Genomic DNA, 26,832 nt, shown 5'->3' with positions numbered 1-26,832 from the left:
CTCGTACCCCTTCACAGCGAATTCACGGCGAAGCGTTCAGTCCCGTGCCAACTCTGCCTCGGCGGCCGCCAGCGCCGCGAACTCCTCCTCCGGCGCCTTCGCCACCAGTCGCTTACGGCTGTAGAGGCCGAAGTACCCGACGGCCACCACGTACACCGCCAGCGCGATCAGGGCCGCCGTCACGTCCACCAGGAAGGTCGCCACCAGCGCCGCGCACGCCAGGACCAGGGCGACCGACGAGGTCAGCACCCCGCCGGGCGTGCGGTACGGCCGTGCCAGCTCCGGCTCCCGGCGGCGCAGCACGATGTGCGACAGGGACATCAGCGCGTAGGAGATGGTCGCGCCGAACACCGCGATGTTCAGCATCCGCGCGCCGTCGCCCGAGATCGCAGCCAGCAGGAAGCCGATCGTGCCGGGGACCAGGAGACCCAGGTACGGCGCCTTGCGGCTGCTGGTCAGGGAGAGGAAGCGGGGGAGGTAGCCCGCTCGGGACAGGGCGAACAGCTGGCGCGAGCCCGCGTAGATGAGGGAGAAGAATGACGCCACCAGGCCTGCGAGGCCCGCGTAGTTTACGATCCTGCTCAGCGTCGTCGCCTCGCCGTCCGGCTGGAGCGCCTCGACCAGCGGGTTGCCCGCCTCCTGGATCGCCGCCGAGCCGCGTGCACCGGCCGCCGCGAAGAAGGTCACCACGGCCAGCACCACGAGAATGGCCATCGACCAGCGGATCGCCTTCGGCAGCGTACGGGCCGGCTCCTTGGTCTCCTCGGCGGCCAGCGGCACCCCCTCGACGCCCAGGAAGAACCACATCCCGAAGGGGAACGCCGCCCAGATCCCGAGCAGCCCGAAGGGCAGCCAGGAGCTGGACCCCGCGGCCGACGTGTCGACCGGGATGTCGTCCAGCGAGCCGAAGGAGAAGTCGGGCAGCGCCGCCAGCGCGAACACGATCAGGGCGACCACCGCGATGCCGGTGACGACGAAGCTGAAGCGCAGCGCCTCGCCGACGCCCCAGAGATGGATGCCGAGGAAGATCGCGAAGCAGACCAGGTACATCGGCCAGCCGGACTCCAGGCCGAACAGGCCCAGCGATTCGACGTAGTCGCCGATGAAGATGACGATGGCGGCGGGCGCGAGGACGTACTCGATGAGGATCGCCGTGCCGGTCAGGAAGCCGCCCCAGGGGCCCAGGGCGCGGCGGGCGAAGCCGTAGCCGCCGCCCGCCGTCGGCAGGATCGAGGACAGCTCGGCCAGGGCGAAGACCATGCACGCGTACATCGCGCCCATGAGCACCATGGCGATCGCCAGGCCGCCGAAGCCGCCTTCCGCCAGGCCGAAGTTCCAGCCGGAGTAGTCGCCGGAGACGACGTACGCGACGCCGAGACCGGTCAGCAGCACCCAGCCGGCGCTGCCGCGGCGCAGTGCTCTGCGCTTGAGATAGTCGTCCGCCTCAGCGGCGGCGGGTGTGCTTGTGGATTCGAGGGACATGGCCAACTCCCCACGTGCGATGGACACCGGGCTCTTCCGGGCACGGTGGGGTCGACCGGGCTCCGGCTCAATGGAATGGATGCATACCTTTGCGGTGTCGACCGCTCAAAGGCAAGACCCTTGCGTTAATCGCCTGTAAATCCACTCGTCGGCGGGCGCGGCCGCGGTCAGCCCAGGAAGCCTCGCAGCAGCGCCGCCGTCCCCCCGCAGTGCTCGCGCATGATCTCCCGCGCGCATTCGGCGTTCCCCTCGATCACGGCCTCCACCAGGGCGGTGTGCTGGCGCTGCGAGTGCTCCAGGTTGCGCACGAGCAGCGGGATGCAGTCGAGCAGGTCGTTCACCGTCGCGCGGACGGCCGCGTACTGGGCGGTGAGCGTGGGGGAGCCGGACAGCTCGGCGAGCGTCAGGTGCAGCAGCGTGTCCAGGCGGCGGTACTCGGAGAGCGGGGCGTCGTGCGTGCGGGTCAGGGCCGCACGGAGCCGGTCGGCCTGCTCCTCGTCGAGGCCGTGCGCCGCGCACAGCCCGGCCGCACCCACCTCGAGGACCTCGCGGAAGCGCAGCGCGTCCTCGACGTCGACGTCCTTGAGGCGGCGGCGCAGCTCCTCCTCGCCCGGCGTCACGGGCCGCGGCAGCACGAACGTTCCGCCGTAGCGCCCGCGCCGCGACTCGACCAGCCCCTGGTCCTGGAGCACCTTCAGCACCTCGCGCAGCGTCACCCGGCTGATCCCCAGCCGGTCCGCCAACTCGCGCTCCGCGGGCAGCCGTTCGCCGCCCGGCACCAGGCCGAGCCGGACCACCTGGAGGATCTGCTCCAGGGCCTCCTCGAAGCCGTTGCCGGCCCGCACCGGCCGCAGGACCGACGTCAGCCGGTCGTCGGCCCCGGGCGCCCCGTGCTCCGTGTCCGTCTGCGACATGTGGCCGTACCCCCTTCCCAAGCAATGGTCATCAGCAATACCTTATGGCTCCCGGCTGACCGAAGTAGCCGAATGGAGGCTCTCCCGTGGCAGACCGCACACCCCCGCTGAGCGTCGAGGAGCTGCACGCCCTCGTCGCGAGCGGTGAGATCGACACTGTCGTCCTGGCCTTCCCCGATATGCAAGGGCGGCTCCAGGGCAAGCGGTTCGCCGCCCGCTTCTTCCTCGACGATGTCCTCCACCACGGCACCGAGGGCTGCAACTACCTCCTCGCCGTCGACACCGAGATGAACACCGTCGACGGCTACGAGATGTCGTCCTGGGACCGCGGCTACGGCGACTTCGCCATGCACCCCGACCTGGCCACGCTCCGCCGCGTCCCCTGGAACGCCGGCACCGCCATGCTCGTGGCCGACCTCGCCTGGAGCGACGGCTCACCCGTGGTCGCCGCGCCCCGCCAGATACTGCGCCGCCAGCTGGAGCGCCTCGCCGAGCACGGGTACACCGCCAAGGTCGGCACCGAGCTGGAGTTCATCGTCTTCAAGGACACCTACGAGCAGGCCTGGGACGCGAACTACCAAGGGCTCACGCCGGCGAACCAGTACAACATCGACTACTCGGTGCTGGGGACCGGCCGGATCGAGCCCCTGCTGCGTCGCATCCGCAACGAGATGGCGGGCGCCGGCCTCGTCGTCGAGTCCGCCAAGGGCGAGTGCAACCCCGGCCAGCACGAGATCGCCTTCAAGTACGACGACGCCCTGGTCACCTGCGACCAGCACGCGATCTACAAGACCGGCACCAAGGAGATCGCCGCCCAGGAGGGCGTCTCGATCACCTTCATGGCCAAGTACAACGAGCGCGAGGGCAACTCCTGCCACATCCACCTCTCCCTCGCGGACACGGCCGGCGACAACGCCATGCCGGGCGACGGCGAAGGCGGCATGTCGGACGTCATGCGCCACTTCCTCGCCGGCCAGCTGGCCGCGCTGCGGGACTTCTCCCTGCTGTACGCGCCCAACATCAACTCCTACAAGCGGTTCCAGCCCGGCTCCTTCGCCCCGACCGCAGTCGCCTGGGGCTATGACAACCGCACCTGCGCCCTGCGCGTCGTCGGCCACGGCCGCTCGATGCGGTTCGAGAACCGGCTGCCCGGCGGGGACGTCAACCCGCACCTCGCCGTGGCCGGCCTGGTCGCGGCCGGCCTGTACGGCATCGAGCAGAAGCTGGAGCTGCCCGAGCCCTGCCCCGGCAACGCCTACACCGCCGGCTTCGAGCACGTCCCCACGACCCTGCGCGAGGCCGCCGAGCTCTGGGAGAACAGCCCGATCGCCAAGGCCGCATTCGGCGACGAGGTCGTCGCCCACTACCGCAACATGGCGCGCGTCGAGCTGGACGCCTTCGACGCCGCGGTCACCGACTGGGAGCTGCGCCGCTCCTTCGAACGCATGTGAGGCACCACTTGTCCGACCAGCTCCAGGTACTGAATCCGGCCACCGAAGAGGTCGTCGCCACGGTCCCGGCCGCCACCGCGGCCGACGTGGACGCGGCGGTCGTACGTGCCACGAAGGCGCAGGCCGTGTGGTCCGCGCTCGCCCCCGGCGAGCGTGCCCGACTGCTGCGCAGGTTCGCCGTCGCCGTCGACGAACACCTCGAAGAACTGGCCCAGTTGGAAGTCCGGGAAGCCGGGCACACCGTCGGCAACGCCCGCTGGGAGGCGGGCAACGTCCGCGATCTGCTCGACTACGCGGCCGGGGGAGTGGAGCGGCTGACCGGACAGCAGATCCCGGTTCCCGGCGGCCTGAACGTGACGATCCTCGAACCCCTCGGCGTCGTCGGCGTCATCGCGCCCTGGAACTTCCCGATGCCGATCGCGGCCTGGGGCACCGCCCCGGCGCTCGCGGCCGGCAACGCGGTCGTCCTCAAGCCCGCCGAGACGACCCCCCTGACCGCCCTGCGCCTGGCCGAAATCGCCCTGGAGGCAGGCCTTCCCGAGGGTCTCTTCCAGGTGCTGCCCGGCCGCGGGCCCGTCGCCGGCAACGCCCTCGTCGAACACCCGGGCGTCGCGAAGATCGTCTTCACCGGGTCGACGGCCGTGGGCAAGCAGGTGCTGGCAAAGGGGTCGGCCCTGCTCAAGCGCGTCACCCTCGAACTCGGCGGCAAGAGCCCCAACATCGTCTTCGCCGACGCGGATATCGAGGCCGCCGCCGCTGCGGCTCCCATGGCCTTCCTCGACAACTCCGGCCAGGACTGCTGTGCCCGTACCCGCATCCTCGTCCAGCGCTCCGCCCACGACCGCTTCCTGGAGCTGCTGAGCCCCGCGATCGAGGCGGTGACGGTCGGCGACCCGGCCGACGAGAAGACCGACATGGGCCCGCTGATCTCCAAGGTCCAGCGGGACCGGGTCCGTTCGTACGCCACCGACGACCTCGACGGCATCCGCGGCAAGGCCCCCGAGGGCCCCGGCTTCTGGTTCCCGCCCACCGTCCTCACCGGCGTCGACCCGCACGCGCGCGTGGCCGTCGAGGAGGTCTTCGGTCCCGTGGCCGTCGTGATCCCCTTCGAGGACGAGGCCGACGCCGTCCGCCTCGCCAACGCCACCGACTACGGCCTCTCCGGCTCCATCTGGACCCGTGACGTCGGCCGTGCCCTGCGCGTCTCCCAGGCGGTCCGGGCCGGCAACCTGTCCGTCAACTCCCACTCCAGCGTCCGCTACTGGACCCCCTTCGGCGGCTTCAAACAGTCCGGCATCGGCCGCGAGCTGGGCCCGGACGCCCTGACCGCCTTCACCGAGACCAAGAACGTCTTCATCAGCACGGAGGGCCCCGCACAGTGACCGAACAGATTGTCTGCCGACGCCTGGTCGGCCGTACCGCCGTCATCACCGGAGCCGGCAGCGGCATCGGCCTCGCCACCGCCCGCCGGCTCGCCTCCGAGGGCGCCCACGTCGTCTGCGGCGACGTCGACGAGCAGCGCGGCAAGGCCGCCGCGGAGGAGGTCGGCGGAACCTTCGTCAAGGTCGACGTCACCGATCCCGAGCAGGTCGAGGCGCTGTTCAGGACGGCGTACGACACCTACGGCAGCGTCGACATCGCCTTCAACAACGCGGGCATCTCGCCGCCCGACGACGACTCCATCCTGGAGACCGGCCTGGACGCCTGGAAGCGTGTCCAGGAGGTCAACCTCACCTCGGTCTATCTGTGCTGCAAGGCCGCGATCCCCTACATGCGGCAGCAGGGCAGGGGCTCCATCATCAACACGGCGTCCTTCGTGGCGAAGATGGGCGCCGCCACCTCCCAGATCTCGTACACGGCCTCCAAGGGCGGCGTCCTCGCCATGTCCCGCGAGCTGGGCGTGCAGTTCGCCCGCGACGGCATCCGGGTCAACGCCCTGTGCCCGGGACCGGTCAACACCCCGCTGCTCCAGGAACTGTTCGCCAAGGACCCCGAGCGCGCCGCGCGCCGGCTCGTCCACATCCCGGTGGGCCGTTTCGCCGACGCCGAGGAGATCGCCGCCGCCGTTGCCTTCCTGGCCAGCGACGACTCCTCGTTCGTGAACGCCACCGACTTCCTGGTCGACGGCGGAATCTCCGGGGCGTACGTCACACCGCTGTAGCCGCCCCACGGACAGCGCCGGCGATGCCCGCGGGCGGCGGCCCCGAGCCGTCGCCCGCACCGCCGCCGGAGCCGTCCCGGCTCACAGGAAGGTGTGGCCCTCACCCCGGTACGTCGGCACGGTCGCCGTGACCGTGTCGCCCTCGACGAGATGCAGCGTGTCGAACCGCTCGCACAGCTCACCGGCCTTGGCATGCCGGAACCACACCTTGTCGCCGAGCAGGAGATCGTCGGCGGGGGAGCCGAGCAGCGGCGTCTGCACCTCGCCGGGCCCCTCCTGAGGGTCGTACCTCAGGCCCTCCGGCAGATACGGCACCGGGAGCCGGTCGGGTCCGGCCGCACCCGAGGCCGGGTAGCCGCCGCCGAGGACGGTCACCACCCCGACCCCCGGCCGGCGCACGACGGGCTGGGCGAACAGCGCGGCCGGACGCCCGCTGAAGGACGTGTAGTTGTCGAACAGCCGCGGCACGTACAGTCCCGACCCGGCCCCGATCTCCGTGACACAGTCCTCGGCAGCGGTGAACTGCACACTGCCGGTCCCGCCGCCGTTGACGAACTCCAGCCCGGGCGCCACGGCCCGGACGGCCCGCACCACTTCGGCCCGCCGCTCGGCGAGTTCCCGGCGGGCGGCCGCCTGCATCAGCCGTACGGCACGCGACCGCAGCGGCCGCCCCGCCAAGGAGTCCCCGACCCCGGCGATGTGCCCCTCGTACGCCATGATCCCGACCACCTCGAACCCCGGCCGCCGGGCGACCGCACGGGCCATGTCGGCGACCTGGGCGGGGGAGTGCAGCGGCGAGCGCCGGGCGCCGACGCGCACCCGGCCGCCGAACAGCCTCAGCGAGGTGTCCAACTCCAGGCAGACCCGGACCACTTCCCGCCCGCCGGCCCGGGCCTCGTCGATGAGCCGCAGCTGAGCCGGGTCGTCGATCATCACGGTGACGGCGGAGGCGAGCTTGGGATCACCGGTCAGCTCGGCGAACCCGGCGCGGTCGGCGGACGGATAGGCGAGCAGGACGTCGTCGAACCCGGAGCGGGCCAGCCACAGGGACTCGGCGAGGGTGAAGGACATGAGGCCCGCGAAGCCGTCCCTCGCGAGGACGCGTTCGAGCAGGGCACGGCAGCGTACGGACTTGCTGGCGACCCGGATGGGCTTGCCGCCGGCCCGGCGGACCAGGTCGTCGGCGTTGGCGTCGAAGGCGTCCAGGTCCACGATCGCGAGTGGGGCGTCGAGATGGGCGGTGGCCCGGTCGTAACGGGCCCGGTCGGCGGCGCGCGCAGTCATGAACGAAGCCTGCCATGCAGGATTACCGCAGGGTAGGGGGATGTTCCGGGCAGATGCACACGGGGTCCCGGACTGGTTCCCGTTCGCCCAGGATCAACCCGTAGAGTGACGCGCACGCATGTGGGGAACATCCCCGGCCGCTCGGCGCGCCGGGATGACGATCCATCTGTGCGGGTATGCGTGCCTGGTCGGACGAGTCCGCGCCGGGCCGGGCCCAGGGAGAACGGCACAACGGCCCCGCGCACGAGGACGGGCCCGGACACGAGGAAACGGGGGGTGCATGAGCACGGAAGCGCGGCGCGCCCCCATCCCTCCACGCCCCTCGACGCCGCCACCGCCCGCCACCCCGCCCCGCCCGTCGACCCCGCCGAGACCCGCGGAGCCTCCGACGTCCGCCGACACACAGGGTGAGCAGCAGGACGGTGGCCCGGCCGCGGCCTCCGGTGCGCAGCCCCGCCAGACCCCGAGCGCCGCGGACACCGCTGCGACGGCCCCGCCGCCGCCCCGGGCCTCGGCACGCTTCCCGGACACCCCGCCGTCGGCCGGACGTCGGGACAGTGGCGGATCGTTGCACCGCGACAGCGCACCCGGCGATACGCAGCCCCGCCCGCCCGAGCGTCCCTCCCCGCCCCGGCGCCCGGCCGCTCCCGCGGAAACGGCAGCGGAGACCACGTTCCGACTCCGCCCGATCCGAACGACCCCGGCCCCGTCACCGGCGCAGGGCAACCGCCCGTACGCCGAACGCCCCCAGCCGACCGAGCGTCCGCAGGCGGGCTCCGGCAGGGCGCATGCGAGCTCCGGACCGGCGCCGGGCTCTGCCGGCGTGCCCCAGCGGCCGTCCACCGGACCGGCGCAGGGCTCCGGCCCCATGCCCCCGCACGCCGCCACCGCCGCCACGCAGGGCCCCGGCGCCATGCCCCCGCACGCGGCTCCCGGCCCCGCGCAGAGCTCGGCCGGCATGCCCCCCAAGCCCGCCACCCGCCCCGGCTCCGCCCCCGGCGAGCCCCCTCGCAGTCCCGCTTCCGTCCCGCTGCCCCCGCAGCGTCCCGCACCCCGGCCTTCGGCAGGGAAGGGGTCGGAGGCACGCGGATACGCGGCCTCGGCCCCCGCCGGCGCCTCGCCCGACACTCAGCACTCCACGCACGCCGGCCACTCCTCGAACGGCCACGGCTCCGCAGCGTTCTCCCCGGACCCGTCGCTCTCCTGGAGCGCCCCGATGGCGCCGGGCGGGAGCCCGGGGGCCGGGCGGCCGGTCGTCTCGTTCGGGCAGCCCGAGGGGTACGACGAGCAGGCGCGACCGCGGCCCCTCGGGCTGCGGATCAGGCCGCGGGTCGCCGCGGCAGCAGCCTGTGTCGTGCTCGGGCTGGGGCTCATCGGCGGGTCCGTGACCGGGAGTTGGCTGATCGGCGAGCCCGGCGACGGCGGCACGCAGGACACCTTCGCCGCGGCCGGAAGCCTGTGGCACAGCGTTCCCGTCGACCAGCTGTTCCCGCCCACCGTGATCGGCCGGGGCGCCGGCCCCGGTGGCGCCGACCGGACCTGGACGCGGATCGCCGTCGCCCCCGACACGGGCTGCGCGAACGCCTTCGACCCGCTCCTGCGCAAGGCTCTGTCCACCGTCGGCTGCGAGCGCCTGCTGCGCGCCACCTACATCGACGCCACCCAGAGCTACGTCACCACCGTCGGCCTGCTCTTCACCACGGCCGACGCCACCGCCATGCGCTCGCTCGACACCCGCTTCACCAAAGAGGGCCTGGACCGCCGTACGGACCTGATGCCCCGCCCCTACGCCGCGAAGGGCACCCCGGCCGCCGGATTCGGCGACGAACAGCGTGCCTCCTGGACCGTCTCCGTCCTCACCGACGCCCCGGTCGTCGTCTACGCCGTCTCCGGCTGGGCCGACGACCGCACCGTCGACGAGCCCGAGCCCGCCAGGCAGGCGATGGAGTCCGGCGACACCACGGCCGTCGCCCAGGCCGGCCTCGGCCACGAGGCACAGGGTCTCGCCGACCGCGTCGAGCGCTCCCTGCGCAAGAACGTCGGCACGTCCACGGAGCAGCCGTCATGAGCACCCGCACGAACACCGGCATGAACAGCGCGGCGGCCGGCGCCGTGACCAGGACTGTGAAGACCTTCCTGACCCGCCGGACCGGCTCCCTCGCCGTCCTCCTCGGCGCCTGCCTCGCTGTCCTGCCGCCCACCGCCGCGCACGCCGACTCCATACGGGCCCAGCAGTGGGCCCTGGACGCCATGCACACCGAGGAGGCCTGGCAGACCACCAAGGGCAAGGGCATGACCGTCGCTGTCCTCGACACCGGCGTCGAGGCCGACCACCCCGACCTGGCCGGCAACGTCCTCGAAGGCAAGGACATGGTCGGCTTCGGAGCCGAGCGCGGTGACCGCGCCTGGGCCCGGCACGGCACCGCGATGGCCGGCATCATCGCCGGGCACGGACACGGGGCGGGCAACGGCGACGGCGTCATGGGCATCGCCCCGGAGGCCAAGATCCTCCCCGTCCGCGTCATCCTGGAGGACGGCGACCCCGCCCGCGCCAAGGCCCGCAGCAGCCGCGGCAACGCCCTCGCCGAAGGCATCCGCTGGGCGGCCGACCACGGCGCGGACGTCATCAACCTCTCCCTCGGCGACGACTCCAAGTCCGCCCACCCCGAGGCCGGTGAGGACGAGGCCGTCCAGTACGCCCTGAAGAAGGGCTCCGTCGTCGTCGCCTCGGCCGGCAACGGCGGCGAGAAGGGCGACCACATCTCCTACCCGGCCGCCTACCCGGGCGTCATCGCCGCCACCGCTGTCGACAAGTTCGGCACCCGCGCTTCCTTCTCCACCCGCCGCTGGTATGCCACCGTCAGCGCCCCCGGCGTCAACGTCGTCATCGCCGACCCCGACCACAAGTACTACGAGGGCTGGGGGACGAGCGCCGCGGCCGCCTTCGTCTCCGGAGCGGTGGCCCTGGTCAAGTCCGCCCACCCGGGCCTGACCCCGGCCCAGATCAAGAAGCTCCTGGAGGACACGGCCCGCAACGCCCCCGCCGACGGCCGCGACGACTCCCGCGGCTACGGCTTCATCGACCCGGCCGCCGCCATCAAGGAGGCCTCCCGCATGGAACGGGAGAAGCTTCAGCCGGCGGCCTACGGCGAGGAGTACTTCGGCTCGGGTCCCGACGCCGCCGAGTCGGGGGACGACGCGTCGAGTTGGACGGCCCCCCTCGCGGGCGGCGCCGGCGGCCTGCTGCTGGTCTCGGCGGTCGTGGTGTGGCGGGGCCGACGCGGACGCCGCGAGTTCTAGCGGCCGGGTCCGGTGAACACCGACACCGCCGCCCCGGCCGCCGCCTCGACCAGCGAAATCCCCTTCGACTTCGTCGAGTTGCCGCCGGACAGCACCGCCACCAGATACGCGCGGCCGTCCACGGTCACCCGCCCGATGCTGTTGATGTCCCACAGCCCGGTGGCGGTACGCGGCAGCCAGCCGTTCTTCAACGCCCACGCGGAGTCGTCGGCCACGGCCGACACGCCCCACTGCTGGTCGACGGCGACCGCCCCCATCAGCCCCCGCAGATACGTCCGCGAGGCCTCGCTCAGCTCCGAGTCCTCCCCGAACACCTGCTGCAACAGCCGCAGTTGATCGTCGGCGGTGGTCTGCGTCAGCCCCCACAGCATCCCGTCACCGCCCTCGGTCGCGGTGAGCCCGAGCCGCTTGTTCGCGGCGTCCAGCCCCGCCGCCTCCCCGATGGCCCGCCACAGCTGAGATGCGGAGGCGTTGTCGCTGTTCTCGATCATCGCGCTCGCGTACGACTTCTCCGCCGCCGTCAGCTGTCGCCGCGCGTCCTGTGCCTGGAGCAGCAGTACCGCCAGAATGTTGACCTTGACGACGCTCGCCGTGTCGAAGCTGCCGCTGCCGTACGTGGCGCTCTCACCGGACGCCGGATCCAGCACCGCCACGGACACCTCGGCGCCGTCCTCGACGGTCACCGACGCCATGGCCTCGGCAAGGGCCGCGTCGTGGTCCACCGCCGGCTGCGCCACGGGTTCCACGGAAGCCTCCTCCCCTGCCTGAACCGACACCGACGCCGACGATACGGGGCTCTTGCCCGAGTGCGCCTGAGCCTTCACATACACGGTCCCCGCGGCCGCACCGCCGACGACGGTGAGGAGGGCGAGCGCTGTGAACAGCAGTGACCGGCGTCGCCGGCGGGCGCGAGCTCTGGGGGACTCCATCCCGCGATCGTCGGGGCGGCGACTGTGCGGGCCGTTAGACGGACGTTAGATCTGTGTCAGGGAGAACTGAGAATCCGGTGAGGGCGTCACAGCGACGTTTCCGGGGCCGCACAAGCGCAGCAGCATCCCCCCGATAGGGTCGGTGACCGTGGCGAACAAGAACATTCCCGACTCTCTCTTCTCCGACGACGACGGCTCCGCCGACCCCCGGCTGAGCGCCGCGCTCGCCGCCTGGGCCGAGGACCGCACCGCCGAGGGCCCGGTCCTGGAGGCGCTCAAGGCTGCCCGGCTGCTCGTCCCCGTCGTGGCCGTCCTCGGCGAGGTCGAGGAGGACGAGAACGGGCTGCGCCGTGAGAAGACCAGCGACATGGCCGTACCGACCCTGAAGGCCGGCGAGCGCACCGCCCTGCCCGCCTTCACATCCACCGAGTCGCTCGCCCGCTGGGACCCGGCGGCCCGCCCCGTCGCCGTACCCCTGCACCAGGCTCTGCAGGCCGCGGCGCACGAGAAGGCGGACACGATCGTGCTGGACATGGCCGGCCCGGTGCCGTTCGAGCTGTCGGGGCGCTCACTGCTCGCGCTCGCCGAGGGCCGTACGACGACCGACCCGCTCACCGACCCGGCCGTGCTGGCGGCAGTACGCGCCGCCGTCGCCGCCGAGCCCGCCGTCCTGCGCGCCCACCTCGGCCCGGGGCAGGCCGACGGCACCCTCGCCCTCGTACTGGACCCGTCCGAGCCCCCGGCCCGGGCCGCGCGTGCGGTGGCTGAGCGCCTCGCCGCCGACGCAACACTGAGGGCCCGCCTGGTGCACGGCCTCGACCTGGCACTGCTGCCGGCCGAGGCGACGCCACCGGGCGAGCCCCTGTTCGTACGCGGATGAGCGGACGGATCCGGCGGACGGACCCGCCGCCGGGCTAGCCGTAGATCGGGCCGGTGTACTTCTCGCCCGGGCCCTGGCCCGGCTCGTCCGGGACGATCGACGCCTCGCGGAAGGCCAGCTGCAGCGACTTCAGACCGTCGCGCAGGGGCGCCGCGTGGAAGGAGCTGATCTCGGTCGTGCTCGCGTCCAGCAGACCGGCGAGGGCGTGCACGAGCTTGCGTGCCTCGTCCAGGTCCTTGAACTTGTCGCCCTCCTCGGTCAGACCGAGCTTCACGGCGGCGGCGCTCATCAGGTTGACGGCGACCGTCACGATCACCTCGACTGCCGGGACCTCGGCGATGTCGCGGGTCATCTCGTTGAAGTCGGGCTGCTCGGCGGAGCCGGAGGGGGAGGTCTCACTCATGCCTGACACGATAGGTGCCGTGGCGGCCCGGCCCCCAGTTGGCCTCGGTTAGCCCTTCCCTTCCGGAGCTGCTAACCTTGTGTGACGACCGGCTGGAACACCCATGAGCAGTGAGGGTGTCCGGCCCACAAGTGGAGGCTCCGATCTCCCACCTGACCGTCCTCCGGGACGGCGGGTCACCCCGGTCAGGCGGCCACCATCGTTCCGTACGGACGATGGAGTCGCCCGAAAGTGCGCCCCGCGTCATCGCGGCGGTGCTCCGGTAGTGCTTAGGAGCCCCGCCTGTGATCGTCCGGGGCATTTTTTGTGCTTCGGAGCGGTTAGGTCTGTCTAGAAGAGACATACGCGGCTGTCCGCCAGACCGCCGTGTGGTGCTAACCGAGGAGGATCCATCAGCGCCGAGCCCCGCATCAACGACCGGATTCGCGTTCCCGAGGTGCGACTTGTCGGTCCCAGTGGCGAGCAGGTGGGCATTGTCCCGCTGGCCAAGGCACTGGAGCTTGCGCAGGAGTACGACCTGGACCTGGTCGAGGTCGCGGCGAACGCCCGTCCGCCCGTGTGCAAGCTCATGGACTACGGGAAGTTCAAGTACGAGTCGGCCATGAAGGCCCGTGAGGCGCGCAAGAACCAGGCGCACACGGTCATCAAGGAGATGAAGCTCCGGCCGAAGATCGACCCGCACGACTATGACACCAAGAAGGGTCACGTCGTCCGGTTCCTCAAGCAGGGCGACAAGGTCAAGATCACGATCATGTTCCGTGGTCGCGAGCAGTCCCGGCCCGAGCTGGGCTACCGACTGCTGCAGCGGCTCGCGACGGACGTCGAGGACCTCGGGTTCGTGGAGTCGAACCCGAAGCAGGACGGCCGAAACATGATCATGGTTCTCGGTCCGCACAAGAAGAAGACCGAGGCGATGGCCGAGGCCCGCCAGGCGCAGGAAGCCCGCAAGGCAGACGCGAAGGCCAACCCCGGCAAGTCGCAGAACGTTGCGGAGTCCGAGGACGCCGCGGAGTCCGAGGACGCCGTGGACACCGAGGCACCTGCCGAGGCTTCCGCCGAGGCGTGATCCCGGGGGACGCGAGTCCCCAGGACGTAACCGATACAACAGCGACGTTCCACCGTGCCCGGTTTCACGACCGGGCACCGGAACGCCACCGACGAGGAGAGAACGGCGCTATGCCGAAGAACAAGTCGCACAGCGGTGCCAGCAAGCGCTTCAAGATCACCGGCTCCGGCAAGGTGCTCCGTGAGCGCGCCGGCAAGCGCCACCTGCTCGAGCACAAGTCGTCCCGCGTGACGCGCCGCCTGACCGGCAACGCCGAGATGGCCCCGGGCGACGCCGCGAAGATCAAGAAGCTTCTCGGCAAGTGACATCGGGGCGCGGAACCACTTCGCGCCTGATCTCTGACCGGGACCCAATCGATACCGGGTCGTGTGAGTCCAACCGCGGCCCCGCTACAAGGAGTTAAAAAGTGGCACGCGTCAAGCGGGCAGTGAACGCCCACAAGAAGCGCCGGGCGATCCTCGAGCAGGCCTCCGGCTACCGCGGTCAGCGTTCGCGCCTGTACCGCAAGGCCAAGGAGCAGGTCACCCACTCGCTGGTCTACAACTACAACGACCGCAAGAAGCGCAAGGGTGACTTCCGCCAGCTGTGGATCCAGCGCATCAACGCCGCTGCCCGCGCCAACGGCATCACGTACAACCGCTTCATCCAGGGTCTGAAGGCCGCGAACGTCGAGGTCGACCGCAAGATCCTCGCCGAGCTGGCCGTCAACGACGCGAACGCGTTCGCCGCGCTCGTCGAGGTTGCCCAGAAGGCGCTGCCGGCTGACGTCAACGCCCCCAAGGCGGCCTGACGCCGACGCTCGGCCCAGCCGACGTGACTGAGGGACCCGCAGGCTGAGAAGGCCTGCGGGTCCCGCTGTGTCCGCGACCCTCAGAACTCCAAGGTGAACCCATGCCCCCCGCCACCCCCGAGCTGATCTCCCCCCGTTCCCCCCGGGTCTCCGCCGCCCGGCGGCTGGCCAAGCGGAACTTCCGGGGCAAGGAGCGGCTGTTCCTCGCGGAGGGGCCGCAGGCCGTGCGGGAGGCGGCCGCGCACGACGGCACGCTGGTCGAGCTGTTCGCCACGCTGGAGGCCGCCGAGCGGTACGCCGACATCGTGGGGGAGGCCCGGGACGCGGGCGCCCGTGTCCACCTCGCCGCCGAGCAGGTCATCGCCGACGTCTCGACCACCGTGACGCCTCAGGGGCTCGTCGGCGTCTGCCGGTTCATCGACACCCCCTTCGAGGAGATCCTCGCCGCCCGGCCCAAGCTCGTCGCCGTGCTCGCGAACGTACGGGACCCGGGGAACGCCGGGACCGTGCTGCGATGCGCCGACGCCGCGGGCGCCGAGGCGGTCGTCCTCACCGATGCGTCCGTCGATCTCTACAACCCCAAGGCCGTACGAGCCTCCGTCGGATCGCTGTTCCACCTTCCCGTCGCCGTCGGCGTGCCCGTCGAGCGGGCCGTGGCCGGGCTCAAGGACGCCGGGGTGCGGATTCTCGCCGCCGACGGGGCAGGCACGGACGATCTCGACGACGAACTCGACAAGGGCAGCATGGGCGGCCCGACCGCCTGGGTGTTCGGGAACGAGGCCTGGGGGCTTCCGGAGGAGACGCGGGCGCTGGCCGACGCCGTGGTGCGCGTCCCGATCCACGGGAAGGCCGAGAGCCTGAACCTCGCGACCGCCGCGGCCGTATGTCTCTATGCGTCGGCCCGTGCACAGCGCGCCTCCGGAGGGTGCCGCACCGTCACCGAGAGCTAGTAGGGTGACCAGCTCGGGGGCCCCTCAGCCGTCGTGAGAGGTGGGGTACGGGGATGAGTGTCGGCACGAGCAGCGCACCGGGTGCACGGGAGGTGCGGCGGCCGTCCGCGTCCCGGCCCGGTGATCTCGCCGAGCTCGGTATCGATCCCGACGACCTGCCCGACGGCCTCGTCGTCGCCGACGAGCACGGGAACGTCATCTGCTTCAACGCCGCCGCCGAGCGCGTCACAGCCGTCCGCGCCGCCGACGCCCTCGGGCAGCGGCTGGAGAAGGCGCTGCCGTTAGAGGACCTGGAGGGGCGGCGCTGGTGGCAGCTGACGGATCCGTACGGCGGCCTCGCCATCCGCCGTCGGCAGCCCGAGCGCAATCTCCTTCTGCCGGGCGGGCGGGAGGTGCTCGTCTCGGTGCGGTACGTCCGTGGCGAACCGACCGGGCCCGTCCGCCGCGTCGTCGTCTCCCTGCGTGACACCGAGGCCCGCCGCCGTACCGAGCGCTCTCATGCCGAGCTGATCGCCACCGTCGCGCACGAGCTGCGTTCGCCGCTCACCTCCGTCAAGGGCTTCACCGCCACGCTCCTCGCCAAGTGGGCACGGTTCACCGACGACCAGAAGCGGCTCATGCTGGAGACCGTCGACGCCGACGCCGACCGGGTCACCCGGCTCATCGCCGAGCTGCTCGACATCTCGCGCATCGACTCCGGGCGCCTCGAGGTGCGCCGCCAGCCCGTCGACATGGGCGCGGCCGTCGGGCGGCACATCCAGGCCTACGTCGCCGCCGGCCAGCCCGCCGACCGGTTCCTCCTGCGGGTCGAGCAGCCACTGCCCGACCTGTGGGCCGACCCCGACAAGATCGACCAGGTGCTCAGCAACCTCATCGAAAATGCCGTGCGGCACGGCGACGGAACGGTCACCATTGACGTCACGGCCACGGCGTCCCCCCGCGAGGGCGAGGACACCGGCACGTCGGTCACGGTGAGCGACGAGGGGCCGGGCATCCCGGAGGAGTCCATGAACCGCGTCTTCACCCGCTTCTGGCGGGGCAGCAAGCGCGGCGGCACGGGCCTCGGGCTCTACATCGTCAAGGGCATCGTCGAGGCTCACGGCGGCGCCATCGAGGTCGGCCGCGCCTCGGGCGGCGGCGCACAGTTCCGATTTACGTTGCCCGTGGCGGCACCGGCGTATCTCACCTGAGATCCGGCCCCGGCCCCACGGGCGCATTCGCATTCCTCAACCCCGTTAGACTCGGCCTTTGGCACCTTTGTGTCCCAAAAACCGTGACGATCTGTCCACGAGTCGGTACGGGGACCTTCAGCCAGCCAATCGGAAGCACGGGAAGAGATGTCGGCACCGAATAAGTCGTACGACCCTGTCGAGGTCGAGGCGTTGAAACCGGAAGAGATCGAGCGCATGCGGGACGAGGCGCTCGCCGCCTTCGCCGCCGCGGACTCCCTCGACGCGCTCCAGGAGGCCAAGGTCGCCCACACCGGCGGCACGTCCCCGCTGGCGCTCGCCAACCGCGAGATCGGCGCCCTGCCCCCGCAGGCCAAGGCGGAGGCCGGCAAGCGCGTCGGCCAGGCCCGCGGCGCCGTGAACAAGGCGCTCGCCGGCCGTCAGGCCGAGCTGGAGGCCGAGCGGGACCAGCGCGTGCTGGTCGAGGAGGCGGTGGACGTCACGCTGCCGTACGACCGCGTACCGGCCGGCGCCCGCCACCCGCTCACCACCCTCTCGGAGCGCATCGAGGACGTCTTCGTGGCCATGGGCTACGAGGTCGCCGAGGGCCCCCAGGTCGAGGCCGAGTGGTTCAACTTCGACGCCCTCAACATCGGCCCGGACCACCCGGCGCGCGGGGAGGCCGACACGTTCTTCGTGCAGGGCCCCGACGGCGGCACCGAGTCCGGCGTCGTGCTGCGCACCCACACCTCGCCCGTCCAGATCCGCTCGCTGCTGGACCGTGAGCTGCCGGTGTACGTGATCTGCCCCGGCGTGGTCTACCGCACCGACGAGCTGGACGCCACGCACACCCCGGTCTTCCGCCAGGTCGAACTGCTGGCCGTGGACGAGGGCCTGACCATGGCCGACCTCAAGGGCACCATGGACCACATGGTCCAGGCCCTGTTCGGCGAGGGCATGAAGACCCGGCTCAGGCCGAACTTCTTCCCCTTCACCGAGCCGTCCGCCGAGATGGACATGGTCTGCTACGTCTGCCGCGGCGAGTCCGTCGGCAATCCCGACCGGCCCTGCCGTACCTGCTCCTCCGAGGGCTGGATCGAGCTCGGCGGCTGCGGCATGGTCAACCCGCGGGTGCTCAAGGCCTGCGGCGTCGACCCGGAGAAGTACAGCGGCTTCGCCTTCGGGTTCGGCATCGAGCGGATGCTGATGTTCCGCCACAACGTCGAAGACATGCGAGACATGGTCGAGGGTGACGTCCGGTTCACCCGGCCGTTCGGGATGGAGATCTGATGCGGGTCCCGCTTTCTTGGCTGCGGGAGTACGTCGACCTGCCGGCGACGGAAACCGGCCGCGACGTCCAGGAGAAGCTCGTCTCGGCGGGCCTGGAGGTCGAGACCGTCGAGCACCTCGGAGCCGACCTCAAGGGCCCGCTCGTCGTCGGCCAGGTGCTGACCATCGAGGAGCTGACGGAGTTCAAGAAGCCGATCCGCTTCTGCACCGTCGACGTCGGCCAGGCCAACGGCACCGGTGAGCCGCAGGAGATCGTCTGCGGCGCGCGGAACTTCCAGGTCGGCGACAAGGTCGTGGTCGTTCTCCCCGGCGCCACACTGCCGGGTGGCTTCTCGATCTCCGCGCGCAAGACGTACGGCAAGACGTCCCACGGCATGATCTGCTCCAGCGACGAACTGGGCATGGGCGACGACGGCACCAAGGGCATCATCGTGCTGCCGCCGGAGACAGAGGTCGGCAAGGACGCCATCGAGCTGCTGGAACTGGTCGACGAGGTCCTGGACATCGCTGTCACCGCCAACCGCGGCGACTGCCTGTCCATCCGTGGTGTCGCCCGCGAGGCCGCCATCGCCTACGGCCTCCCGCTGCGCGACCCGGCCCTCATCGACGTGCCCGGCCCGAACGCCTACGGCTACCCCGTGCAGGTCTCCGACCCGATCGGCTGCGACCGCTTCACCGCCCGCACGGTGACGGGCCTGAGCCCCGAGGCGCGCTCCCCGATCTGGCTGCAGCGCCGCCTGCAGAAGGTCGGCATGCGCCCTATCTCGCTCGCCGTCGACATCACCAACTACGTGATGATGGAGCTCGGCCAGCCGCTGCACGCCTACGACCGCAACCTGGTCCAGGGCACCATCGGTGTGCGCCGGGCGCAGGAGGGCGAGAAGATCGTCACCCTCGACGGCACCGAGCGCAAGCTGCACGCCGAGGACCTGGTCATCACCGACGAGCGCGGCCCGATCGGCCTCGCCGGCGTCATGGGCGGCGCCAACACCGAGATCGCGGATCACGAGGACGTCGAGAACGCCTCCACCGCCGTAGTCATCGAGGCCGCCCACTTCGACCAGGTCGCCATCGCGCGCACCGCCCGCCGCCACAAGCTGTCCTCGGAGGCGTCCCGCCGCTTCGAGCGCGGTGTCGACCCGGCCGCCGCGGCGGCTGCCGCCCAGCGCACGGTCGACCTCCTGGTGCTGCTCGCGGGCGGCACCGCCGAGGGCGGCGTCACCGAGGTCATCGCGCCGTCCGCGCCGCACACCATCACCACCCCGGCCGACCACCCGGACAAGGTCGCGGGCGTGGAGTACGGCCGCGAGACCGTCGTACGGCGGCTGCAGGAGATCGGCTGCGACGTGTACGGGCAGGACGAGCTGATCGTCACCGTGCCGTCCTGGCGACCCGACCTGCTGGAGTCGAACGACCTGGCCGAAGAGGTCATCCGCCTGGAGGGCTACGAGACCCTGCCCTCCACGCTGCCCAGGCCGCCGTCCGGCCGCGGCCTGACGCACCGCCAGCGGCTGCACCGCCGGGTCGGCCGTGCGCTGGCCGGCGCGGGCTACGTCGAGGCGCCGAACTACCCCTTCGTCAGCGAGCAGGTCTTCGACCAGCTCGGCCTGGAGGCCGACGACCCGGCTCGCCGCGTCGTGAAGCTGGTCAACCCGCTCAACGACGAGGAGCCCGCGCTGCGTACGTCGCTGCTGCCGGGTCTGCTCGGTGCGCTGCGCCGCAACGACGGCCGGGGCTCGCACGATCTGGCCCTGTTCGAGACGGGCCTGGTCTTCCAGCCGCGTGCGGAGCAGCGCGTCGCCGGGCACCTGCCGGTCGACCGCCGCCCGACCGACGAGGAGATCGCCGCTCTCAACGCCGTGCTGCCCGAGCAGCCCCGGCACGTGGCCGTCGTCCTGGCCGGTGCGCGCGAGCAGGCCGGCTGGTGGGGCAAGGGTCGCCCGGCCGACTGGGCCGACGCAGTGGAGGCGGCGCGTGCCGTCGCCCTCGAAGCGGGCGCCGAACTGATCGTGCGGGCCGGGCAGTACGGGCCGTGGCACCCGGGCCGGTGCGCCGAGCTGGCGATCACCGTCGACGGGGCTCCGCGGGTCGTCGGTCACGCCGGTGAGCTGCACCCGAGGGTGCTCAAGGCGCTGGGCCTTCCCGGGCGTACCTGTGCGATGGAGCTGGACCTGGACGCGCTGGAGCAGGTCGGGGACGGTGTGCCGCAGGCGCCGGGCATCTCCACGTTCCCGGTCGCCACGCAGGATGTCGCCCTTGTCGTCGACAAGCCGGTGCCGGCCGCGGAGGTCGAGGCCGCGCTGCGTGAGGGGGCGGGCGGACTTCTCGAGGGGATCCGGCTGTTCGACGTGTACGTCAACGACGAGCAGCTCGGTGACGGGAAGAAGTCGCTGGCGTACGCGTTGCGCTTCCGCGCGGGCGATCGGACGCTGACCGTCGATGAGGCCTCGGCTGCTCGGGACGCTGCGGTGGCCCTCGCGGGCGAGCGGACGGGTGCGGTGCTTCGGGGTTAGTTGGCCCAAGGGGTGGGGGACTGCTGTTTGTTCGGCGGCTGCGGGTAGTTCGTGGCTGGTCGCGCAGTCCCCCGCGCCCTGGCGGGGCGCGTTGTGGTCACCTCACTCAAAAGGGTGACTTCTCTAGGTGATCCGGTACTTCCGGGTGCTCTGTCGACAGAATCGGACCGGCCTTTCGGGGTCGGTCCGTCTGCGTTGTCAGGGCCTATTGGGGGGCCATCGGCATGTTCCGCATCAAGGGTCGGGTTCCCCGCAAGGCGATCGCGTGGGGACTGCCCACCGCCTGGGGCGCGATGGCCATCACGTACAAGCTGACCTGCCCGCTCGCCCAGCAGGACGGCCTCGGCGCCCGGGTCGTCACCAGTGCCGTCTTCTTCGCCGTGGGCACGGGGCTGATCGTGCACGTCCGGCAGGCCCTGCTGCGTGAGCTCCGGCAGGTCCGCAGGGTCGCCGGTGCCGCGCAGAGCGCGCTGCTGCGGCCGTTGCCCGCGCGCATCGACGGGCTGGACGTCGCCGCCGCCCAGCTCTCCGCGGATCGCAGCGCCTGTGTCGGCGGTGACCTGTACGAGGTCATCGCCACCGAGTACGGCGTACGGGCGGTGATGGGCGACGTACGCGGCCATGGCATCACCGCCATCGGCACCGTGGCCGCGGTCCTCGGCAGCTTCCGCGAAGCCGTCCACGACGAACCCGACCTGGGCCGGGTGCTGCAGCGACTGGACCGGGCCCTGGCCCGTCACGTGCGCTCACGTGACGACCCCGTCTCCGAGGAGTTCGTCACCGTGCTGCTGCTGGAGATCGGCCGGGACGGTGAGATCGCCGCCCTCAACTGCGGCCACCCCTGGCCGTATCTCCTGAGCGGCACGAGCGTCGCGCCTCTGGCGCGTGCCGATCCCCTCCCACCGCTCGGCCTCTTCCCGCTTCCGCCCGAACTGACCCCTCTGACCTGCAGCTCCCTGCTCCCGGGCGACTCTCTGGTCCTGTACACGGACGGGGTCGAGGACGCGAGGGACGGGAGGGGCCGGTTCTTTTCCCTCCAAGCGGCGCTCGCCGGAGCCGCACGGCATGATCCGATCACTCCTCAGACGATCCTGCGCACGCTGTTCGCAGCCGTCCTCCGGCACACAAGGGGGAGGCGATCCGACGACATGGCGCTCCTGGTCCTACGGAACGACCGGACTCCGGTTCAGTGCATGTCCTTGGGGGCGCGGGGAACTGCGCGAGCAACCACCCACAACCCGCAGCCGACAAACCACTTCTGACGCAACGGCGATTGGTCGCCATCCGCCCAGCCACGGAGTGTCGGGCAGGTAGCTGGGCGGACGGCGCGGATGCGGGCCGCCGCACTGTACGAGGGGGAGCCGGCGGCCCGGCCGGCCTCTTGCGAGGCATTTCAGTCAACCGGTCGGAAACTCTCCGCAACAGCGCGCGCACGCTGCGGATTCGCATACTCCGTTCACACCCCGTGTGAACCGGTTCGCACTACTCTGACGACACCGAGGCACCCGGGGGGCATACATGCAGCCCAACACTCTGCTCGACGCGATCCTGGATGAGGCGGGGGTCTCGCACGCGGGGCTGGCCGCACACGTGAACCAGGCGGGGCGGGCGCGCGGGCTCGCGCTGAGATACGAACACACCGCCGTCGCACGGTGGTTGAAGGGGCAGCGGCCACGCGGCCAGGTGCCCGACCTGATCTGCGAGGTGCTCGCCGCCCGGCTGCACCGCACCGTCACGCTCGACGACATCGGCCTAGGCGTGCCCGGCGAGCAGTCCGCCCTGCACACCACCTCGCTGTCCGGCTTCGTGGAGCGGGCCACCGCCCTGTGGCGTTCCGACGAGCAGCAACGCCCCCACATCCTGGGCGCGCCGGCGGTCACCGGCACGCCCGCCGTGATGCCGGTGTGGGAGTGGGAGAACCCGCCCGAGGACGTGGATGTCTCGCGCGGTGGCCGGCACCGGGTCACCCCCGCCGACCTGGAGATGCTGCGCTCGGCCCGTACGCACTACGAGCAGATGTACCGCAAGGCGGGCGGCATGGCGACCCGCACCCGGATCGTCGGCTTCCTCAACGCCGAGGCCGCCCCGCTGCTGCGCGGCAGCTACACCGATGCGACGGGACGTCAACTGCACCGGGCGACGGGCGGGTTGGTGGCCATCGCGGGCATCTGTGCCTACGACTCCGACGCACACGGGCTCGCCCAGCGGTACTTCCATCAGGCGCTGCGGCTCGCCAAGGCCAGCGGGGACCGGGGGCTCGGCGCCTATGTGATCGCGCTGCTCGTCAACCAGGCCCTGTTCATGCGGGAGTTCCGCCAGGCCGTCGCCTTCGCCGAGGCCGCACTGCGGGCCGCGGGCAAGCACATCACCCCGGCGCTCGCCTCCGACCTGTACGCGATGCAGGCGAAGGCGTACGCACACCTCGGCGACGGCACGAGCGCCCTGTCCTGCATACGGCGTGCCGAGCAGGCCGCAGATCGCATCCGGCGCGGGTACGAACCCGATGAGACCGGCTATGTCCAGCCGGGGTTGGTCAACGTCCAGGTGGCGGAGGCGCTGCTCAGCCTCGGGGAACTGGCAGCCGCTGGAGAGCATGCCGCGGCCGCCGTCGACAATCCCGCGCACGACCGGGGCCGGGTGCACCGGCTGGCCATGCTCAGCACGATCGAGCTGCGTCAGGGCAACGCCGACAAGGCGGTGGCCATCGCGGTGCAGATGGCCGAGCAGGCCCGGGGAATGGAGTCCCAGCGCCTGCGCGACAGACTCCGGGCGGTACGCGAACACCTGGTGCGCAACGGCTGTGCGGGCACGGCCGAGGCGGCCGAACTCATCGACGGAGCACTGCGCGTACCGCTGTAGCCCGGCCGCGACGGGGCACCCGAGCACCGACACTTCATAGTCCCTGCTGCGATATTGCCACTTACTCGACGGAAGGTGGCAGAACCGTGCAGTGGACGAAACAGAGCGAACAAACTGTGTATGAAAACCGCTGGTTCACCGTCAACCTGGCAGACGTGGAACTGCCGGACGGGCGGCACCTGGACCACTTCCTGATACGGATGCGGCCGGTCGCCGTGGCCACGGTGGTCAATGAGGCGGGCGAGGTCCTCCTCCTGTGGCGCCACCGCTTCATCACCGACAGCTGGGGCTGGGAACTCGCGGCAGGCGTCGTCGAGGACGGCGAGGACATCGTCCGGGCGGCCGCCAGGGAGCTCGAGGAGGAGACCGGCTGGCGGCCGGGACCCCTGCACCACCTCATGAGCGTGGAGCCCTCCAACGGGCTCACCGATGCCCGGCACCACATCTACTGGGCCGACGAGGGCGAGTATGTCGGGCATCCCGTGGACGACTTCGAGTCGGACCGCCGGGAATGGGTTCCTCTCAAACTCGTCCCCGACATGGTCGCCCGGGGGGAGGTCCCGGCCGCCAACATGGCGGCCGCGTTACTGATGCTGCACCATCTCCGGGTCTAGCGTCCCACCGCCTGCCAGATCGCCACGACGAGAGCACCCACGGCGGTGATGGCGGCGATCGCGGGCAGTGGCCAGCGTGCGTGTTCCAGTGTGTTGATCCGGGTGTTCAGCTCGTCGAGCTCCTTGGCGCTCTCCTCGGTGCGGTGCGTGAGCAGAGCCAGCCCGCCCTCCACACGGGCGTAGGCGACGTCGAGGCGACGTCGTAACTCTGCGAGTTCCCCTTGTACGACGGGATGCTCGGGATCGGCGGTCACTTGTCCGCTCCTTTCCGTAGTCATCTCACATCCCTGGCATGCGCAGGGAAAGTGAACTCGCCTGGTGGGTGCGTGGGGAGCGTGTGCGAGGGGCATATGCGAGCCCGGAGCGCACACGGTGTGTGAATGACGCGGGCCCGGCACCTTCTCGGTGCCGGGCCCGTGCGGTTGGCCGGAATCTGACCGTCCGTAATCAGCCGTAGGTGTAGAAGCCGGAGTTCGTCTTGCGGCCCAGCCGACCCGCGTCGACCATGCGCAGCAGCAGCGGGGGAGCGGCGTACAGCGGCTCCTTGAACTCGTCGTACATGCTCTGCGCCACCGAGGCGACCGTGTCCAGACCGATCAGGTCGGACAGCTTCAGCGGGCCCATCGGGTGGGCGCAGCCGAGTTCCATGCCGTTGTCGATGTCCTCGCGGCTGGCGATGCCCGACTCGAACATCCGGATCGCGGAGAGGAGGTACGGGATCAGTAGCGCGTTCACGACGAAGCCGGACCGGTCCTGGGCGCGGATGGCGTGCTTGCCCAGCAGCTTCTCGGCGAACGACTGGGCACGGGCGATCGTGCCCTCGGAGGTGGTGAGCGCCGGGATCAGCTCGACGAGCTGCTGCACCGGGGCCGGGTTGAAGAAGTGGATGCCGATCACCTGGTCGGCGCGCGAGGTGGCGACCGCCAGCTTCACCAGCGGGATCGAGGAGGTGTTGGAAGCGAGGATCGCGTCCGGCCGGGTCACGACCTGGTCGAGCACCTGGAAGATCTCGGTCTTCACCTGCTCGCTCTCGACCACGGCCTCGATCACGAGGTCACGGTCGGCGAACTCGCCGAGGTCGGTGGTGAAGGACAGCCGCGCCTGCGTGGCGTCCCGCTCCTCCTCGGTGATCTTGCCGCGCTCGGCGGCCTTGGCCAGGGAACTGAACAGCCGGGTGCGGCCGAACTCCAGGGCCTCGCCGGTGGTCTCGGCGACCCTGACGTCCAGGCCGGCGCGGGCGCACACCTCGGCGATGCCCGCTCCCATCTGGCCGCAGCCCACCACACCGACGCGTGCAATATCTCCGGAGATGCCGGTCACATCGTCCCCTTCGCTGATCCACGACTGCGGCAGGTCCGCCGTTGTTCGACGCCTGCTCCAAACCTGCACGTTACCTTCGGCGCAGCTTGATCGATCGTTCGGGTGCCTCATGAAAGGCTGACGCGGGGCCGGTCCTCAGGTGCGGACCGGTCGCGGGGTGGGCCCTTGACCACGGCACACGGAGGTACGAAGAGATGCTGCACCGGAAGTCACGGATGTCACGACGGGCTTTTTCGGTGACCGCCCTGGCGGCACTCGTGGCGTCAGGAAGCGCGATGGCGGCCGGCTCCGCCACGGCGGGCGGAACGGACCGGGCACGGCGACGGGCGACCCGGGAGATGCGCGGCGTGTGGGTCGCCACCGTGGCGAACCGGGACTGGCCCTCCAAGCAGGGGCTGAGCGCCGACAAGCAGCGCGCCGAGCTGATCACCCACCTGGACACGGCGGTGGAACGCCACCTGAACACGGTGATCCTCCAGGTGCGGCCCACGGCCGACGCCCTGTGGCCGTCGCCGTACGAGCCCTGGTCGCAGGTCCTCACCGGCACCCAGGGCGAGGACCCCGGCTGGGACCCGCTCGGCACGGCCGTCGAGGAGGCCCACGCCCGCGGTCTTCAGCTGCACGCCTGGTTCAACCCGTACCGCATCGCCAACCACACGGACCTCGGCAGGCTGGCCGAGTCGCACCCCGCCCGTGAGCACGAGGACTGGGTGGTGACGTACGGCGGCAAGCTCTACTACAACCCGGGGCTGCCCGACGTCCGTGCGTTCGTGCAGCGGGCCATGCTCGACGCGGTGGAGCGGTACCCCCTCGACGGGGTCCACTTCGACGACTACTTCTACCCCTATCCGGTGGTCGGCCAGAGCTTCGACGACGACGAGGCCTACGACCGCTACGGCGGCGGTTTCACGGTCCGGGCCGACTGGCGGCGGGACAACATCGACAAGCTGGTCCTGGAGATGGCGGACGCCATCAGGCAGATCCGGCCCACCACCCAGTTCGGCATCAGCCCCTTCGGCGTATGGCGCAACGCCGGCACCGACCCCCTCGGCTCCGACACCCGGGGCGGTGTGGAGACGTACGACGATCTGTACGCGGACACCCGTAAATGGGTCCGCGAGGGCTGGATCGACTACATCTGCCCGCAGTTGTACTGGAACATCGGTTTCGCGGCCGCCGACTACGCCAAGCTCGTGCCCTGGTGGGCGGAAGTGGCGCGGGGCAGCCGGACGAAGCTCTATGTGGGGGAGGCGCTCTACAAGGCCGGTGACCCGGCGCAGCCCGCGGCCTGGCAGAACCCGGCCGAGCTGTCCCGGCATCTGACGCTGGCCAAGGAGCACGCGGAGGTGGGCGGGCACGTGTACTTCGCCGCGAAGGAGGTGGCGGCGGACGGGATCGGGGCCATGGCGAGGGTCGTCGCCGACCACTACGGGCAGCCGGCGATTTCCCCGCGCTGA

23 protein-coding genes and 1 pseudogene are annotated in these 26,832 nt (G+C 71.2%); 17 read left to right on the top strand and 7 right to left on the bottom strand.

Annotation, left to right across the window (positions count from 1 at the left end; translation table 11 throughout):
* Nucleotides 1-36: 36 nt before the first annotated feature.
* Both eat and ACZ7L5_RS23655 read right to left on the bottom strand, forming a co-directional pair.
* Nucleotides 37-1,482 carry an ethanolamine permease gene (gene eat, locus ACZ7L5_RS23660; protein ID WP_362381070.1) on the bottom strand — a complete coding sequence of 482 codons (1,446 nt, stop codon included), beginning with the start codon at nucleotides 1,480-1,482 and terminating at the stop codon, nucleotides 37-39.
* Nucleotides 1,483-1,649: 167 nt separating this feature from the next.
* Nucleotides 1,650-2,396 carry a FadR/GntR family transcriptional regulator gene (locus ACZ7L5_RS23655; protein ID WP_328882785.1) on the bottom strand — a complete coding sequence of 249 codons (747 nt, stop codon included), beginning with the start codon at nucleotides 2,394-2,396 and terminating at the stop codon, nucleotides 1,650-1,652.
* 86 nt (nucleotides 2,397-2,482) lie between these two features.
* On the opposite strand from ACZ7L5_RS23655, the gene ACZ7L5_RS23650 reads away from it, so the two are divergent.
* From ACZ7L5_RS23650 to ACZ7L5_RS23640, 3 genes are read left to right on the top strand one after another with little or no spacing between them, the layout of a single operon-like run.
* Nucleotides 2,483-3,847, top strand: a complete 1,365-nt coding sequence (locus tag ACZ7L5_RS23650; protein ID WP_471518620.1) for a glutamine synthetase family protein — start codon at nucleotides 2,483-2,485, stop codon at nucleotides 3,845-3,847.
* An 8-nt stretch (nucleotides 3,848-3,855) separates the two neighbouring features.
* Nucleotides 3,856-5,229, top strand: coding sequence for an aldehyde dehydrogenase family protein (locus tag ACZ7L5_RS23645; protein WP_471518619.1), 1,374 nt, complete (start codon nucleotides 3,856-3,858; stop codon nucleotides 5,227-5,229).
* On the top strand, nucleotides 5,226-6,008 hold the full coding sequence (locus ACZ7L5_RS23640) for a 3-oxoacyl-ACP reductase (protein ID WP_471518618.1): 783 nt from the start codon (nucleotides 5,226-5,228) through the stop codon (nucleotides 6,006-6,008). Before ACZ7L5_RS23645 ends, ACZ7L5_RS23640 begins: the two co-directional genes overlap by 4 nt.
* 81 nt (nucleotides 6,009-6,089) lie before the next feature.
* Here ACZ7L5_RS23640 and ACZ7L5_RS23635 read toward each other — a convergent pair whose 3' ends face one another.
* Nucleotides 6,090-7,292 carry an amino acid deaminase/aldolase gene (locus tag ACZ7L5_RS23635; protein WP_471518617.1) on the bottom strand — a complete coding sequence of 401 codons (1,203 nt, stop codon included), beginning with the start codon at nucleotides 7,290-7,292 and terminating at the stop codon, nucleotides 6,090-6,092.
* A gap of 280 nt (nucleotides 7,293-7,572) precedes the next feature.
* Here ACZ7L5_RS23635 and ACZ7L5_RS23630 point away from each other — a divergent pair, with 280 nt between their 5' ends.
* Together ACZ7L5_RS23630 and mycP are read left to right on the top strand one after the other, a co-directional pair.
* Nucleotides 7,573-9,360, top strand: a complete 1,788-nt coding sequence (locus ACZ7L5_RS23630; protein WP_471518616.1) for a hypothetical protein — start codon at nucleotides 7,573-7,575, stop codon at nucleotides 9,358-9,360.
* A 20-nt stretch (nucleotides 9,361-9,380) separates the two neighbouring features.
* Nucleotides 9,381-10,592 (top strand): type VII secretion-associated serine protease mycosin, encoded by a 1,212-nt coding sequence (gene mycP / locus ACZ7L5_RS23625; protein WP_471518850.1) that lies wholly within the window; start codon nucleotides 9,381-9,383, stop codon nucleotides 10,590-10,592.
* Here the strand turns inward: mycP and ACZ7L5_RS23620 are convergent.
* Nucleotides 10,589-11,521, bottom strand: coding sequence for a serine hydrolase (locus ACZ7L5_RS23620; protein WP_471518615.1), 933 nt, complete (start codon nucleotides 11,519-11,521; stop codon nucleotides 10,589-10,591). The two genes, mycP and ACZ7L5_RS23620, sit on opposite strands and share 4 nt — an antisense overlap.
* A gap of 148 nt (nucleotides 11,522-11,669) precedes the next feature.
* Between ACZ7L5_RS23620 and ACZ7L5_RS23615 the strand changes: the two genes are divergently transcribed.
* Nucleotides 11,670-12,401: an SseB family protein gene (locus tag ACZ7L5_RS23615; RefSeq protein WP_471518614.1), complete on the top strand. Its 732-nt coding sequence runs from the start codon at nucleotides 11,670-11,672 to the stop codon at nucleotides 12,399-12,401.
* Nucleotides 12,402-12,435: 34 nt separating this feature from the next.
* Here ACZ7L5_RS23615 and ACZ7L5_RS23610 read toward each other — a convergent pair whose 3' ends face one another.
* Nucleotides 12,436-12,804: a DUF1844 domain-containing protein gene (locus ACZ7L5_RS23610; RefSeq protein ID WP_365062143.1), complete on the bottom strand. Its 369-nt coding sequence runs from the start codon at nucleotides 12,802-12,804 to the stop codon at nucleotides 12,436-12,438.
* A 366-nt stretch (nucleotides 12,805-13,170) separates the two neighbouring features.
* Between ACZ7L5_RS23610 and infC the strand changes: the two are divergent.
* The 10 genes and pseudogenes from infC to ACZ7L5_RS23560 all read left to right on the top strand — a co-directional run bounded on the left by infC (nucleotide 13,171) and on the right by ACZ7L5_RS23560 (nucleotide 24,055).
* Nucleotides 13,171-13,870: pseudogene (gene infC, locus ACZ7L5_RS23605) on the top strand (translation initiation factor IF-3).
* Nucleotides 13,871-13,980: 110 nt separating this feature from the next.
* Nucleotides 13,981-14,175 (top strand): 50S ribosomal protein L35, encoded by a 195-nt coding sequence (gene rpmI / locus ACZ7L5_RS23600; protein ID WP_003977225.1) that lies wholly within the window; start codon nucleotides 13,981-13,983, stop codon nucleotides 14,173-14,175.
* Between the two features lie 101 nt (nucleotides 14,176-14,276).
* Nucleotides 14,277-14,660, top strand: coding sequence for a 50S ribosomal protein L20 (gene rplT, locus ACZ7L5_RS23595; protein WP_030744620.1), 384 nt, complete (start codon nucleotides 14,277-14,279; stop codon nucleotides 14,658-14,660).
* A 101-nt stretch (nucleotides 14,661-14,761) separates the two neighbouring features.
* The gene (locus ACZ7L5_RS23590; protein ID WP_365062144.1) at nucleotides 14,762-15,610 is read left to right on the top strand and encodes a TrmH family RNA methyltransferase; all 849 of its coding nucleotides are present in this window, start codon (nucleotides 14,762-14,764) and stop codon (nucleotides 15,608-15,610) included.
* Nucleotides 15,611-15,663: 53 nt separating this feature from the next.
* On the top strand, nucleotides 15,664-16,800 hold the full coding sequence (locus ACZ7L5_RS23585; protein ID WP_471518613.1) for a sensor histidine kinase: 1,137 nt from the start codon (nucleotides 15,664-15,666) through the stop codon (nucleotides 16,798-16,800).
* 147 nt (nucleotides 16,801-16,947) lie between these two features.
* Nucleotides 16,948-18,069 (top strand): phenylalanine--tRNA ligase subunit alpha, encoded by a 1,122-nt coding sequence (gene pheS / locus ACZ7L5_RS23580; protein WP_363035999.1) that lies wholly within the window; start codon nucleotides 16,948-16,950, stop codon nucleotides 18,067-18,069.
* Complete coding sequence (pheT, locus tag ACZ7L5_RS23575) at nucleotides 18,069-20,582, top strand: phenylalanine--tRNA ligase subunit beta (RefSeq protein WP_471518612.1); 2,514 nt, start codon at nucleotides 18,069-18,071, stop codon at nucleotides 20,580-20,582. The genes pheS and pheT overlap by 1 nt, the downstream gene beginning before the upstream one ends.
* Nucleotides 20,583-20,806: 224 nt before the next feature.
* Nucleotides 20,807-21,844: a PP2C family protein-serine/threonine phosphatase gene (locus ACZ7L5_RS23570; protein ID WP_471518611.1), complete on the top strand. Its 1,038-nt coding sequence runs from the start codon at nucleotides 20,807-20,809 to the stop codon at nucleotides 21,842-21,844.
* A 256-nt stretch (nucleotides 21,845-22,100) separates the two neighbouring features.
* The gene (locus tag ACZ7L5_RS23565; RefSeq protein ID WP_328882799.1) at nucleotides 22,101-23,441 is read left to right on the top strand and encodes a transcriptional regulator; all 1,341 of its coding nucleotides are present in this window, start codon (nucleotides 22,101-22,103) and stop codon (nucleotides 23,439-23,441) included.
* A gap of 86 nt (nucleotides 23,442-23,527) precedes the next feature.
* Nucleotides 23,528-24,055 carry an NUDIX hydrolase gene (locus ACZ7L5_RS23560; RefSeq protein ID WP_328882800.1) on the top strand — a complete coding sequence of 176 codons (528 nt, stop codon included), beginning with the start codon at nucleotides 23,528-23,530 and terminating at the stop codon, nucleotides 24,053-24,055.
* Here the strand turns inward: ACZ7L5_RS23560 and ACZ7L5_RS23555 are convergent.
* Both ACZ7L5_RS23555 and ACZ7L5_RS23550 read right to left on the bottom strand, forming a co-directional pair.
* A complete protein-coding gene (locus ACZ7L5_RS23555; protein WP_328882801.1) occupies nucleotides 24,052-24,309 on the bottom strand; it encodes a hypothetical protein in 258 nt (85 codons plus the stop codon). The genes ACZ7L5_RS23560 and ACZ7L5_RS23555 overlap by 4 nt on opposite strands.
* 193 nt (nucleotides 24,310-24,502) lie before the next feature.
* Entirely contained in the window at nucleotides 24,503-25,375 is an 873-nt protein-coding gene (locus tag ACZ7L5_RS23550) for a 3-hydroxybutyryl-CoA dehydrogenase (protein ID WP_328882802.1), read from the bottom strand.
* A 215-nt stretch (nucleotides 25,376-25,590) separates the two neighbouring features.
* Between ACZ7L5_RS23550 and ACZ7L5_RS23545 the strand changes: the two genes are divergently transcribed.
* Nucleotides 25,591-26,832, top strand: a complete 1,242-nt coding sequence (locus ACZ7L5_RS23545) for a glycoside hydrolase family 10-like protein (RefSeq protein WP_471518610.1) — start codon at nucleotides 25,591-25,593, stop codon at nucleotides 26,830-26,832.

The sequence above is a fragment of the Streptomyces sp. NPDC107528 genome (assembly GCF_055639295.1).
Note: the sequence above shows the minus strand (reverse complement) of the source record. Positions and strands in the feature narration are given on the sequence as shown.